12 protein-coding genes are annotated in these 12936 nt (G+C 59.4%); 4 read left to right on the plus strand and 8 right to left on the minus strand.

What is annotated here, in order from left to right:
- The 5 genes from ACZ1HN_RS23110 to ACZ1HN_RS23130 all read right to left on the minus strand — a co-directional run bounded on the left by ACZ1HN_RS23110 (position 1) and on the right by ACZ1HN_RS23130 (position 6051).
- Positions 1 to 921: a phytanoyl-CoA dioxygenase family protein gene (locus tag ACZ1HN_RS23110; RefSeq protein ID WP_472729190.1), complete on the minus strand. Its 921-nt coding sequence runs from the start codon at positions 919 to 921 to the stop codon at positions 1 to 3.
- Positions 897 to 2396, minus strand: a complete 1500-nt coding sequence (locus ACZ1HN_RS23115) for a UxaA family hydrolase (protein ID WP_472729191.1) — start codon at positions 2394 to 2396, stop codon at positions 897 to 899. The genes ACZ1HN_RS23110 and ACZ1HN_RS23115 overlap by 25 nt, the downstream gene beginning before the upstream one ends.
- An 11-nt stretch (positions 2397 to 2407) precedes the next feature.
- Positions 2408 to 4030 (minus strand): TRAP transporter large permease, encoded by a 1623-nt coding sequence (locus tag ACZ1HN_RS23120; RefSeq protein ID WP_472729192.1) that lies wholly within the window; start codon positions 4028 to 4030, stop codon positions 2408 to 2410.
- A gap of 4 nt (positions 4031 to 4034) precedes the next feature.
- Positions 4035 to 4748, minus strand: a complete 714-nt coding sequence (locus ACZ1HN_RS23125; protein WP_472729193.1) for a TRAP transporter small permease subunit — start codon at positions 4746 to 4748, stop codon at positions 4035 to 4037.
- A 277-nt stretch (positions 4749 to 5025) separates the two neighbouring features.
- Positions 5026 to 6051 (minus strand): TRAP transporter substrate-binding protein, encoded by a 1026-nt coding sequence (locus ACZ1HN_RS23130; RefSeq protein WP_299600077.1) that lies wholly within the window; start codon positions 6049 to 6051, stop codon positions 5026 to 5028.
- A 197-nt stretch (positions 6052 to 6248) separates the two neighbouring features.
- Here ACZ1HN_RS23130 and ACZ1HN_RS23135 point away from each other — a divergent pair, with 197 nt between their 5' ends.
- Together ACZ1HN_RS23135 and ACZ1HN_RS23140 are read left to right on the plus strand one after the other, a co-directional pair.
- Positions 6249 to 6905, plus strand: a complete 657-nt coding sequence (locus tag ACZ1HN_RS23135; protein WP_299209628.1) for a GntR family transcriptional regulator — start codon at positions 6249 to 6251, stop codon at positions 6903 to 6905.
- A gap of 103 nt (positions 6906 to 7008) precedes the next feature.
- Positions 7009 to 8433 carry an FAD/NAD(P)-binding protein gene (locus ACZ1HN_RS23140; protein ID WP_472729194.1) on the plus strand — a complete coding sequence of 475 codons (1425 nt, stop codon included), beginning with the start codon at positions 7009 to 7011 and terminating at the stop codon, positions 8431 to 8433.
- Here the strand turns inward: ACZ1HN_RS23140 and denD are convergent.
- Genes denD through ACZ1HN_RS23155 form a run of 3 tightly spaced genes read right to left on the minus strand, consistent with a single transcriptional unit; the run spans position 8430 to position 10278 of the window.
- Positions 8430 to 9404 (minus strand): D-erythronate dehydrogenase, encoded by a 975-nt coding sequence (gene denD / locus ACZ1HN_RS23145; RefSeq protein ID WP_472729195.1) that lies wholly within the window; start codon positions 9402 to 9404, stop codon positions 8430 to 8432. The genes ACZ1HN_RS23140 and denD overlap by 4 nt on opposite strands.
- Positions 9401 to 9670: an NAD-binding protein gene (locus tag ACZ1HN_RS23150; protein WP_472729196.1), complete on the minus strand. Its 270-nt coding sequence runs from the start codon at positions 9668 to 9670 to the stop codon at positions 9401 to 9403. The genes denD and ACZ1HN_RS23150 overlap by 4 nt, the downstream gene beginning before the upstream one ends.
- The gene (locus ACZ1HN_RS23155) at positions 9667 to 10278 is read right to left on the minus strand and encodes an NAD(P)-dependent oxidoreductase (protein ID WP_472729197.1); all 612 of its coding nucleotides are present in this window, start codon (positions 10276 to 10278) and stop codon (positions 9667 to 9669) included. Before ACZ1HN_RS23155 ends, ACZ1HN_RS23150 begins: the two co-directional genes overlap by 4 nt.
- A 114-nt stretch (positions 10279 to 10392) precedes the next feature.
- Here ACZ1HN_RS23155 and ACZ1HN_RS23160 point away from each other — a divergent pair, with 114 nt between their 5' ends.
- Positions 10393 to 11139, plus strand: a complete 747-nt coding sequence (locus ACZ1HN_RS23160; RefSeq protein ID WP_299209640.1) for an SDR family oxidoreductase — start codon at positions 10393 to 10395, stop codon at positions 11137 to 11139.
- Positions 11136 to 12935: an IlvD/Edd family dehydratase gene (locus ACZ1HN_RS23165; protein WP_472729198.1), complete on the plus strand. Its 1800-nt coding sequence runs from the start codon at positions 11136 to 11138 to the stop codon at positions 12933 to 12935. Before ACZ1HN_RS23160 ends, ACZ1HN_RS23165 begins: the two co-directional genes overlap by 4 nt.
- Position 12936: the final 1 nt, after the last annotated feature.

Genomic DNA, 12936 nt, shown 5'->3' on the forward strand with positions numbered 1-12936 from the left:
TCAACTCTCCTTCGCGGGAATGGTATCGAAGGCGCGCGTCTTCAGCCCCTTCTGAATTTCATAGATGGAAATCGGCACATCCGGCTGTGGTTGCGGGATGCGGATCGGGATGTCTTTCAGGCGCGGGGTCAGCGTTGGCTCGCCGCACAGCATCCGGGTGTTGTAGTCTTCGATCCCATCCCACTTGGTCATACTGCCCATGATCGGAAAGGCATCCGCAGCCATCATCTCGTAGAACAAGATGCGCCGCGCCCGGTCCGAGGTGTTCAGGGCAGAGCCATGCACGATCCGCCCGTGATGAATGCTGATTGACCCCGCCGGGCCGGTCAGCGGCACCGCGTCCGCCATATTCAACCCGTTTTGCTCTGGCAGCATCGCACCGGCAAAGATCCCATCCACGTGATGATCGTAGACCGACCCCTTATGCGAGCCCGGGAATACCATCAGCGGGCCATTTTCCTCGGCCATATCGTCAATACAGATGCCAATGGCGAGAATGTCGTCATTGGTATGCGGATAGAACGCATAGTCCTGATGCCATTCGACCGCCGCCCCATAACCGGCCGATTTCATGTTCAATTTGGTGGTGTGGAGCCGCAGGTTCGGTCCGACCAGATCACGGGCCGGTGCCAGCACATGGTCGGAATACATCAACTCCCGCACCACGTCCGAAATCATATGCGGTAGCTTGATCCGCCGCAGGCGCGGATCATCGGCAGAGTGACTGTCCTCCAGATCAAGCCGGTCATTGCTCTCGGTCATGGTCGCGGCCTCAGCCTCGAACCGTGCAATCTCGTCCCGGATTTTGGTCAGCCAATCGTCGGGGATCTGGTTTGCAACCAGCAGATAGCCCTGCTCATCATACTGCGCTTTCTGATCTGCGGTCAGACATTCCATCACATCACAGCCCCGATCTGCCACGGCACGAATTCGTAGTCGCCAAGGCCCTGTGCTTCAGATTTCGACATCTCTCCGCTGGCAACCCTCAAGAACAGCTCGTAAATCTCGCGGCCCTTCTCTTCGAGGCTCACACCCTCCGAAAGCATCGCACCGGCGTTCACATCCATATCCTCGATCATGCGGCCATACATTTCCGTATTGGTCGCCACCTTGATCGTCGGTGCGGGCTTCGAGCCAAAGGCCGACCCCCGCCCGGTGGTAAAGCACACGAGGTTGCAGCCCCCGGCGATCTGCCCCGTCACACTCGCCGGATCATAGCCGGGAGAATCCATGAAGGTGAAGCCACGCGCCCGCACGCTATCGGCGTATTTGTAGACACCCGTCAGCGGCGTGGTCCCGCCCTTGGCAGCAGCGCCCAACGACTTCTCCAAGATCGTGGTCAGGCCACCGGCCTTGTTGCCGGGACTTGGGTTGTTGTCCATCGATCCCTTGTTGCGGGCGGTATAATCCTCCCACCAGCGGATCAGATCGATCAGACGCTCACCCGTCGCCTGATCGATGGCGCGGGCGGTCAGCAGATGCTCTGCGCCGTATATCTCCGGCGTTTCAGCCAGCACACCCGTCCCACCCTGTGCCACCAGCAGATCGGTGGCATATCCAAGTGCAGGGTTCGCGGTAATCCCCGACCACGCATCCGACCCGCCGCATTGCAAGGCCACTTTCAACTCGGATGCCGGACACGGTTCCCGCACCGCCTGATTTGCCAGTGGCAACATGGCCGCCACCTTCTCGATCCCTTTGTCGACCGTCTTTCTAAGTCCGGCGACAGATTGGATATTCATCGCTTGGAACAACGGCCCCTGTTTTAAGCCATAGGCGTCGAGCAGCCAGTCAATCTGGTTCATCTCGCAGCCCAAGCCAACCATCAGCACCCCTGCATGGTTCGGGTGACGGGCATAGCCCCACATGACGCGCTGCAGCGCTTCGAACCCGTCACCATTGTCCGCCATGCCGCAACCCGTCCCGTGAACAAAGGCGACCACCCCATCCACATTCGGATAGTCCGCCAGCAGCTCAGGCGTGAAATGCGCCGCGATCATCCGTGCGGCCGTGGCAGAACAGTTCACGGACGTGACGATCGCAATGTAGTTCCGCGTACCAACCTGCCCATTCTCGCGCCAGTAGCCCATGAACGTGTCTGGTGTTTCCGCGGGAACAGGGCGCAGGTTCGTGGCGAATTCATAGGCAATGTCGGTGCCCCTGAACTCTACATTATGTGTGTGCACGTGGTCTCCGGGCGCAATCGGTTCGGCCGCATAGCCGATGATCTGGGCGTATTTCCGGATCGGCTCGCCTATCCCGATATGGCCAGTCGCGACTTTGTGCCCAGATGGGATAAGAGCGCGCGTAGGCGCACCCTCAATATCCACACCAATCTCCAAAGCCCTGGTGGTCGTCACCACCGTGTCAGCGGGATCAAGGCGAATGTAATCCACGCCATCGCCCCCTACAGCAGGATCGAGATGATCGGCGGCCAGATCAGCAAGACCGACAGCGCGATCAACTGGATTCCAATGAAGGGCAGGAACCCTTTGAAAATATCGGTGAGCTTGATGTGCGGCGGTGCAACGGATTTCAGGTAGAAGGCCGCTGGCCCAAAGGGCGGCGACAGGAACGACACCTGCATGTTCATACAGAACACCACGCCGAACCAGATCGCCACATGGCGTGGGTTCAGTTCACCGAACAGGCCGATCTCGTCAATCGGCAGCTTCAGCACGATGGGCAAGAACACCGGGATGATCAGCAGCACGATCCCGACCCAATCCATGAATGCCCCCATAAACAGCAAGATCACCATCATCATCAGGATGACCAACATGGTGGGCAGTTCGGACCCGACGATGAAGTCGGCCACGTAAGTCGGACCACCAGCAATGGTGTAGGCTCCGGCCAAGGCCGTAGCACCAATCGTCACCCAGATGATCGTGCCGGTCGATTTGAGGGTCCGCATCAGGGACTCCCACACCAGGTCAAACGATGCTTCTCCGCGCAGCAGGGCGATCACGAACACGGCCATGGCACCCATGCCTGCAGCCTCGGTGATGCCTGTGATACCGCCATAGATCGACCCCATGACAACCCCGATCACAACGATGGGCGGGACAAGACCCTTGCCCATCGACCAGCCCAGCGCGGTGCGGGTCCGACCAAATACGAACATGGCCAAAACCACGCTCGCCACCAGCATGCTGCCAAAGATACCGATGTATTCTGCCGTGCCCCAGAACGCTGCTGCGCCTGTATTGGCCGCATTCGACCCCGAGAATTCGAAGAAGCTGGCGCGCAGGAACAGGGCTGCCGAAAACCCGCCGACAACTACGTTCAGGAAGGCGAGGAACAGTGCCGTCTTCTCGTGCCCCTGCGGCTCGCCTTCGACCGGGTCAGGCAGTGGTGCATCCTGGGGCCGCAGTTGCGTGCGGATTATGATGTAGATGATGATGAACGACGCCAGCATAAACCCGGGGATGAAGGACGCTGTGAACAGCGCCTTGATCGAGGTTTCGGTAATTAGGCCGTAGATGATCAGCACGATCGATGGCGGGATCATGGTGCCAAGCGAGCCGGAGGCGCAGATCACGCCGATGGCCAGATTCTGGTTGTAGCCAAGCCGCAGCATCTGCGGCAGCGCGATCAGACCCAGAAGGACCACCTCTCCCCCGATAATACCGGACATAGCGGCCATGATCACAGCCATGATGGATGTCACGATGGCGATGCCGCCCCGGGTCCGGTTTAGCCAGATGTTCAGGGACGAATACATCTCTTTCGCGATGCCGGAGCGTTCCAGCAATGCCGCCATAAAGATGAAGAGCGGAATGGATATGAGAACGTAGTCCGTTAAGAGCCCGTATATTCGCTGGGCCAGGATATTGAGTGGCCCTGCCCCGGGTCGCCCGGTCAGAATGCCATCACCAAAGGTCCATGGGGCCAGCAGCAACTCCGGCTCGAATTTCATGACCAGCACAGCAACCGCGAGGATGGCAGAGGCCAAGCCAAGGGGCATCCCGATAGCAAGGAGAAGGATCAGCCCTAGCATCAGGACAAGCGAAATAGTACCGATATCCATGGGCTTAGTCCTTTGTCGACACGTGTTGGCCGGTCACGTCGAGGTCGCCGACCCCTTCGTTTGCCACTTGCGCCTTGATGCGCTCAATCTCTTCTTCATCGAGGTCTTCGCCCCCGTAATGCACTTCCTCGGCATTCCAATCAGAGATCAGGTTGATGACGGCCTGAATGGCCACCATGCCGACGACAAACAGCACCATGGGCTTCATCGTGGCAGGAATGGGTGGATCAAATGCCGTGCCGAAGGTCTCCCAACGGTAGAACTTGTCGAATGCCTCGCCATAGCCTCCGTAGATCAGAAAGAAGGCGAATACGACGATGAGGACGGTCGAGATGGTGTCGAATATCCGCTGCACCGAACGCGGAACCGCGTCGTACAAAAGAACAATGCGGATGTGGCTGCGCTGTTGCATGGCATAGAGCCCGGCGCACAGGAACACAAAGCCCGCAAGCCACAGGCTAAGTTCATTCGCCCAAAGCGTTGGCGCCTCAAACACATAGCGGAGGATCACCTCGTACAGCATCACGCTGGTCAGAAGCACGATCAACATCATGGTGACACGACCAATGAAGACGGCCAAACGGTCCGCAGCACGCCAACTTTCAAATTCCATGCCTGCACGCTGCACAGTTCGGATACCGAGATACCCGAAGGCAACAACACCTATGGCAGCAAGCCAGTCCACGATGTCAGCAAAGCCGCCGAACAGCCCGCCCATATTGGGGGTGACATCATTGCGTTTGAACAGAGCCGATAGTTTATCGAACTGGGATCTCGTCGGTTGGGGGATAAAAGTCGAGCGTGAAGGCTGGCATGTGCCAGACCACCCAACCTGCGCAAAAGATGAATGCCAATGGCACAAGCCACTCTATCGGAGTGCCGGAGCGCACCTGCATCGCAAAGTCCCCCTATGATATGAAAAAACCCGCGCGCATCTTGCCTTGATTTGCGGCGGGTGACTTGGGGCCCCGCGTAGCGGGACCCCAAAGGATCGCTTACTCGGAGACGAGGCCCAATTGACCGAGATAGGTCAGGTGTGCGTCGACCAGCGCCTTGGCTTCAGGCGTGTCTGCGAACTCAGGCCATGTGGCCTGTGCTGCGGCACGGAACTTGGCCAACTCTTCGGGCGCCCACTGGCTCAGCGTCACGCCTTGCTCCCGCAGCTGGGCTGCAGCTTCGGCGTTCTTCTTCTCGAAGGTCAGTGCGGTGCGCAGAGCGAGGGCTTCCATGGCCACCTTCATGATGCGCTGATGCGATTCAGGCATCGCGTCAAAAACCGCCTTGTTGCACGCAAGGTGGTCGGACGGCATTGAGTGGAAGCCGGGGAAGTTGGCATATTTAACGATGTCATACAGACCCAAGCCCACGTTGTTGGCCAGACCCGATGCGTCCGCACCGTCGATGATACCAGTTTCCAGAGCCGTAAAGATCTCGGTGAAGTCCATCACGATGGGCGACGCGCCCAGCTTTTCAAAGATCTTGGTTTCCATGCCGGGAGGCGAACGGAATTTCCAGTCCTTGAAGTCGGCGACCTTCTCGATCGGCTTCGAGGACGCAAAGGATTCCTGACCGTAAACCCACCAGCCGATCAGCTCCATGCCGTACTTGTTGTACAGCGGCGCCGCAGCTTCCTTGCCACCGCCGAAATACAGCCAGCTCAGCTGCTGATAGGGGGTTTCATAGCCGCCCATGATGTCGCCCACGAACTGGAAGGCGGAGTTCTTGCCGGTCTGGTAGCCACCACCGGTCATGTCGCAGTCCAGGATGCCCGTGGAGGCCGCGTCGAAGGTTTCGACCGACTTCACGACGGACGAGCTGTAGAACATCTCGACTTCGATCTCGCCACCCGACATCGTCTGGATGTCTTCGATGTATTGCGCAGCAAGCTTGCCCGAGACAGTCTCGGGGGCATAGTGCGTTTGAATCCGTAGCTTCGTTGTTTCTGCCGACGCCGTAAGCGCCGTGGTGGCCGCAAGAGCAGCAACAGCAGCGACCGAAGCCGCCCTCTTCAGAAATGTCATGTCATCCTCCCTGACATTTTATGTGTGCGCACTTGGCAGGTTCGACCGCCTACCTTTTTGTGTCGTAAGGGAAGGCTATGCGCAGTTGCCCCTATCGGACAACAAAAAAATGAAATTAGCGGTATTTTTGAGATTTTTATGGAATTTCGTGATTTCGTGATTTATCGAAGGAGATATATCACGAGTTCATACGACCCATGCCCTACGATACCGACATCTTCGAAACGCTGCGCTATCGCCTTATGACAAACGCTTTTGAGCATGGTCAAAAGGTGCGGGCTGAACACTTGCGTCAAGAGTTTGGCTGTTCCGCAAGCACGATTCGAGAGGTGTTGTTCAGACTGTCGACTCTCGGTTTGGTTGAGTTCCAGGAACAGCGCGGCTTTCGCGTTCCGAAAAAGTCACGCGAGGTGATTCACGAATTGACGCATCTCCGTGTGCTGCTTGAGGCCGAAGGTACGGTGATGTCGATCCGGCGCGGCGGTGTCGCGTGGGAGGCCCGTTTGACTGCCGCCCATCACCAGCTCAGCCACCTTGAAATGCGGCTGAACACCGCGACCGACCGATCACCTTTTGTCGATCTCTGGTTCGGAGCCGAGGCACAGTTCCATGAAACCCTCATTTCGGCCTGCGGATCGCAAACCCTGATCGATACCCATCACCGTGTGTATTGCCGGTTCCGCCAGCAATTGATGGTGGAGGACCGCGACTTCAATTTCATCTCGAACAACATCATGCACCATCAGCATATTCTGGATGCTGCGATGGCCGGGGACGAAGATCTGACCCGGCAGAAGATTCACGATCATCTGGCGAGACACCTGATGGATGCGGACCAGATCGAACCGGCCTGACGCAACGGCGATCCACGGCCTGCACTCAGGTCGCGTTGACCTTCGCCCATCCGCCGCCTAACACCCTATGCCACTCCAAACCCGATTCAGGCAGTAGCTAAGAATGCGCGACCCAAACGCCCAGACGCCAAGCCAGGCGACCCACATTGTCGTGGGAGACGGCATCACTGCCCTCGCTTTCGTCGAGCAATGCAGCCTTGCCGCTGGTGATCACCTCGTCGTGCTGGGGCGGAATGCGTCTCAACTTGGCCGAGGTGCCGCATATGCAAAGGGCACAGCAGGCACACCTTGGAGATATGCCTATTTACTCAACTCGCCGGCGGATGACATCGACCCTGCCTTTGCCCGCTGGCTGTCCGACCGCTGGGACATGGTGGCCGAGACGATGACCGGACGCGCGCCGAACTGGATGCGGGCAGCGCAACCGCTGGTGAACGCAGGCGACGTCTATGGCGTAAATGCACCCCGCGAATTCTACGGCGACTTCATGGAGGAACAGACCAAAGAGGCTTTGGCGCGCCACAGGGATCGGGGTGTACACGTGACCTTGATCAACGATTGTGCCCTCACCCTGCAAAGCGGATCAGATGGCACGACTATCCAGACCGAAGCCGGTCACACAATCACAGCCCGAGCTGTGGACGTTGCACCCGGCGGTCCGTCCACCCTGCGTCTCGAAGGCGATGACGGCGCATTTGCCGTCCCAAGCGTCTTTGGAAACGAGGAAGAGATCGCGGAACACATCAAACGTGGAGCCGAGGTTTTCTGCATCGGTGGCAACGCGGCAATGCTTGATGTCCTGCGCCTGTGCCAAAGCCTGATCCCAGAGGAACAGTTGCGCTTTGTTGCCTGCGCCCCTGATGGCGAAATTCCCGCGGCGCTTGTCCCCCGTCTACCCCGCAAACTGACCCGCCCCAATCTGTCATCCGGGCATGACACGGCTAAAACTTTCCTGGCCGAAGTCCAGCGCGAGATTGATTTGGCCCAAAAGACCGGAGACGAAATGCGCGAGATCCGGGCGGGCTTTCGCGCGCATTTTCTGGCGAACCCGCTCACCAACTACATCGATGATGCAGATCAGGCCCGACGCGTCCCGGCGCAGCTACGCTTCTGGTTGCGAGGCGGCACGCGAGACACGATCATGGACATGCACAGGCTGGTTGAAGAGGGCGGTGCACGGATGATTAAAGGCGCAGTCAAAGCCATTGAGCATGGGCCAGATGGGGCCAAAGTACGGATCGTTGACGCTGACGGAGGCGAGACGGTTCACAACACCGGATTTGTCATAAACTGTGCGGGTGCCGGACCAACCTCTTACTACGACCCATTGACCGAGAACATGCTCACTCAGGGCCTGATCGGCATCTGTCCAGTCTCAAAGGGCCTGACTGTAGGTCCGCAATGCAAAACCGGAGCACCCGGCGTACGTTACCTCTCCCCCGCCACAACGGTCATTGGAGACGAGGTCATGGCAATGCCGCTTTACGACGCCCACATGCTCCGCACCTATGCGGCACGGGCGGGTTAACGGCCACCCAACTCGTCCTCAATGTAAACATCGATGATCTCGCGGAACGTTTTCTCTGCCTCGAAGCCCAATGCCGTCGCTCGGTCCGGCGCGAAGTTGCGCGGCCAGCCTTCGACGATCTTTGCCACAGCCTCGTCACGCTGCGGTTTGATCAGCGCCACAACGTTGTTGCCAGCGACCTCACGCAGCGCCTCGATCTGTTCCGCCACGGTGCAACTCAACCCCGGCAAGTTCAGCGCCCGCCGCCCTTCAAGCCGATCCGTGTCCAGAACGGCAGCATGTGCCAAGAACCCTGCCGCCGACCGTGGTGACGCGTGCCAATGCCGCACAGTGTCGTCGACGGGCAGGATAGCCTCCAACCCGTTCAATGGCTCGCGGATGATACCCGAAAAGAACGACGATGCGGCCAGGTTCGCCTTGCCGGGTCGCACGCAGATTGTTGGCAGCCGCAGCGACATACCGTCAATGAAACCCTTGCGAGAAAAGTCTTGGACCAACAGCTCGCACGCCGCCTTCTGAGCGCCATAGCTGGTCTGGGGCGAAGTCAGGAACTCGTCCCCGATCTTGTCCGGGTACGGTCCGCCAAAGACAGCAATCGATGAGGTAAAGACTACCCGGGGCACATAAGCCCCGTCCGTGGCTCGGTGTTGTGCCCGCAGCGCTTCAAGGAAATGCCACATCGGCCATAGGTTGGTCTGCCACCCCAGATCAAAGTTCGTCTCTGCCTCTCCTGACACGATGGAAGCCAGAAAAAAGATCAGGTCAAACCGTTCGGCTGCAAGTGCCGCCCCCTCGGCTAAAACAGACAAGTTACCGACGCGCTTGTCGTCACCCACAGCGTCTTCGGTAAAGCCCAGATCATGCAGCGTCACGGTAAAATCGCCAAAACCCGGCAGCCCTTGCATCTCAAGTCGCTTGGCCAACTTCTGACCAACCATGCCACCGCCACCAAGAATCAGTATGCGTTTCATGCGCGATCCCCCTGCCGTGCCTTCAGTTCAAGATACAGCCCAGAATGATCCCGGTCCGCGCCGTCCATATGATCAACGAAATGGGCAAATCGATCTCGGACGTCCTGCACCATGGGCAGGGTCACACCAGCGGCCAATGCCTCGACCAGCACGTTGTCCAGATCCTTCAGCTGGAATTTCGACAGTCCTCCGGGCTCGAAGTTACCAGTGGTCATGCGTTCCCCATGCTGCTGCAGAATGGTGCTGTCAGCAAAGCCACCCTTCAAAGCAGCGCGTAACGCGGCGGGGTCTGCGCCCCCTCCTCGGCCAGCAGCATCGCTTCAGCCACAGCACCGATGGTCACTGCGACAATCGCCTGATTGCAGAGCTTCGACAATTGCCCAGATCCGGTGGGGCCGACATGCACAGGCCGACCCATCTCTTCAAAGATCAGGCGCGCACGATTGAAGTCGGCAGCTTCACCACCAACCATGATGGCAAGGGACGCCGCCTCGGCCCCCTTGGTTCCGCCGGAAACCGGCGCATCCAGAAATCCGACACCCACCTTTGATAGCAGCGCACGGGCCTTGCGTGCCTCTGTCGGTTTGGTCGATGACATGTCGATCCACAACGCGCCCCTGGACAGGCTGGGCGATACCTCGGCAATGACAGACAGCACCGTGGGACCATCGCTCATCATCGAAATAACGACATCCGCCCCAGTCACTGCGGCATTCGTACTGGCCGCTACCGCTGCACCCTCATCCGCGAGCGGCTCCGCCTTCGACCGCGTCCGATTCCACACGGTGACCGGCACCCCAGCCCGCGCCAGGTTCCGCGCCATGGGAAAACCCATCAACCCGGTGCCCAACAGGGCCACATTCTCGAACGCCATGACAATCCTCCGATTTTGCCGTGACGTCTGGTCAACTCCCACAGCTTGTCCTACGCTAACACCAAAACGCAGACCTTCGGGCTGCGCAACACCTGATCGAATAGGGAGGAGTGCATGGGCCGTCTTGACGGAAAGAGCGCACTTGTGACCGCAGCGGGCCAAGGGATCGGCCGTGCAAGCGCGTTGGCGATGGCAAACGAAGGGGCACATGTCTTTGCTACCGACCTGAACGCCGAGGCACTCGGCACGGTGGATCACGCCAATATCGAAACCTTCCCACTGGACGTCCGCGACCCGGACAGCATCACCGACGGCGTGGCGCGCGCGCAACCCGACATCCTGTTCAACTGCGCGGGCTTCGTGCATCACGGCACGATCATGGATAGCACGGATGATGAATGGGATTTTGCCTTCGACCTCAACGTACGGTCGATGTATCACACCATCCGCGCCACCTTGCCGGGGATGCTGGAGCGCGGCAACGGCTCGATCATCAACATGTCATCGGCCCTCGGGTCCATCATCGGCGCGCCCAATCGCTTCATCTACGGCACGACCAAGGCCGCCGTCGTCGGTCTCACCAAATCCGTCGCCGTGGACTACATCACACAAGGCATCCGCTGTAACTGCATCTGCCCCGGCACCGTCGAAAGCCCCAGCTGGCACGACAGGGTCAAGGCACTGGGCGAACAGCTTGGCAGCTACGACAAGGCCATGGAACAATTCGTCGCCCGCCAGCCCATGGGGCGGGTCGCCAAAGCCGAAGAAATCGCAGCGCTTGTCGTCTACCTTGCCAGTGACGAAAGCGCATTCACCACAGGACACACCCACATCATTGATGGAGGCTGGTCAGGACAATGACCAAGAAAATCGGAATAGAAGACCTGCGTTCCCGCAAGTGGTTCATGAACCCGGACAACCCGGAAATGACTGCGCTCTACCTTGAACGCTACCTGAACTACGGGCTGACGCGCGAAGAGTTGCAATCCGGCAAGCCGATCATCGGCATCGCGCAGACCGGCAGCGACCTGTCGCCCTGCAACCGCCACCACATCGAGTTGGCGAAGCGTGTCCGCGACGGCATCGTGGCCGCGGGTGGCACCTGCATCGAAATCCCAGTTCACCCGATCCAGGAAACCGGCAAGCGCCCCACAGCCATGCTGGACCGCAACCTCGCCTATCTGAGCCTTGTCGAAACACTTTTTGGCTATCCGCTGGACGGCGTTGTGCTGAATATCGGCTGTGACAAAACCACCCCGGCCCTTCTCATGGCTGCGGCCACGGTCAACATCCCTGCCGTTGCCCTGTCGGTCGGACCCATGCTCAACGGCTGGTTCCGCGGCGAACGCACCGGCTCCGGCTCCATCGTCTGGCAAGCGCGCGAGATGATGGCCAAGGGAGAGATCGACGGCGAAGGGTTCATGGAACTCGTCGCCTCTTCCGCGCCCTCCGTCGGCTATTGCAACACAATGGGCACGGCCACCACGATGAACTCGCTGGCGGAAGCGCTCGGCATGCAACTCCCCGGCTCCGCCGCCATCCCGGCCCCCTACCGTGAACGCAGCCAGATCAGTTATGAGACCGGCAAGCGCATCGTCGATATGGTGTGGGAAGACCTGCGCCCCTCCGACATCATGACGCGCGAAGCGTTCGAAAACACGATCGTCATCAATTCCGCCATCGGTGGGTCGACCAACGCGCCCATCCACTTGAATGGCGTGGCCAAGCACCTTGATGTGCCGCTGAACAATGACGACTGGCAGCAAGTCGGCCACCATGTACCCCTGCTCGTCAACCTTCAGCCCGCAGGCGAATACTTGGGCGAAGACTACCAGCATGCAGGCGGCGTCCCCGCCGTGATCGGAGAACTGATCGCCGCAGACCTGCTGCCTCACCCCGATGTCATCACCGCCAACGGCAAGACAATGCGCGAAAACTGCGCCCACCTGCGCAGCGAAAACACCGAGGTGATCAAGCCGGTGTCCGACCCGCTGAAAGCGGAAGCCGGGTTCATCAACCTCAAGGGCAACCTATTCGACAGCGCGATCATGAAAACCTCTGTGATTTCCGAGGAATTCCGCAACCGCTACCTGTCCAATCCCGACGACCCCGAAGCGTTCGAAGGGCGTGCCGTGGTCTTCGACGGGCCTGAAGACTTCCACCACCGCATCGACGATCCGGCGGAAAACATCGACGAACATTGCGTCCTCTTCATGCGCGGCGCCGGTCCCAAAGGATATCCCGGCGGGGCTGAGGTCGTGAACATGCGCGCGCCCTCCTACCTGCTCAAAAGAGGTATCCAGGCGCTGCCCTGCGTCGGTGATGGCCGCCAATCCGGCACGTCCGGCTCGCCCTCAATCCTCAACGCCTCGCCCGAAGCAGCAGATGGCGGCGGCCTTGCCCTCCTCGAAAACGGCGACCGCGTGCGGATCGATCTGAAGAAATGCACCGCCGATATGCTGGTGGACGACGCCACGCTTCAGGCACGCGCCGAAGCGATGATGGCCGCAGGCGGCTACCCCGTCCCTGAAAGCCAAAGCCCGTGGCAAGAGATCTTCCGCGACTACGTGGGCCGCTTTGACGAGGGCATGACCCTGCGCGGCGCGGCACAGTACCAAGACATCTCGCGCAAGCACATGCCGCGCGACAACCACTAAG

The organism is Tateyamaria sp. GN1-10 (assembly GCF_055693845.1).

Excerpts from the sequence above, each read along its gene's own strand:
- ACZ1HN_RS23160 (WP_299209640.1), top strand. The coding sequence starts at position 10,393 with ATGGGCCGTCTTGACGGAAAGAGCGCACTTGTGACCGCAGCGGGCCAA.
- ACZ1HN_RS23165 (WP_472729198.1), top strand. The coding sequence starts at position 11,136 with ATGACCAAGAAAATCGGAATAGAAGACCTGCGTTCCCGCAAGTGGTTC.
- ACZ1HN_RS23125 (WP_472729193.1), bottom strand. The coding sequence starts at position 4,748 with ATGGGCGGGCTGTTCGGCGGCTTTGCTGACATCGTGGACTGGCTTGCT.
- ACZ1HN_RS23155 (WP_472729197.1), bottom strand. The coding sequence starts at position 10,278 with ATGGCGTTCGAGAATGTGGCCCTGTTGGGCACCGGGTTGATGGGTTTT.
- ACZ1HN_RS23120 (WP_472729192.1), bottom strand. The coding sequence starts at position 4,030 with ATGGATATCGGTACTATTTCGCTTGTCCTGATGCTAGGGCTGATCCTT.
- ACZ1HN_RS23140 (WP_472729194.1), top strand. The coding sequence starts at position 7,009 with ATGCGCGACCCAAACGCCCAGACGCCAAGCCAGGCGACCCACATTGTC.
- ACZ1HN_RS23135 (WP_299209628.1), top strand. The coding sequence starts at position 6,249 with ATGCCCTACGATACCGACATCTTCGAAACGCTGCGCTATCGCCTTATG.
- denD (WP_472729195.1), bottom strand. The coding sequence starts at position 9,404 with ATGAAACGCATACTGATTCTTGGTGGCGGTGGCATGGTTGGTCAGAAG.
- ACZ1HN_RS23130 (WP_299600077.1), bottom strand. The coding sequence starts at position 6,051 with ATGACATTTCTGAAGAGGGCGGCTTCGGTCGCTGCTGTTGCTGCTCTT.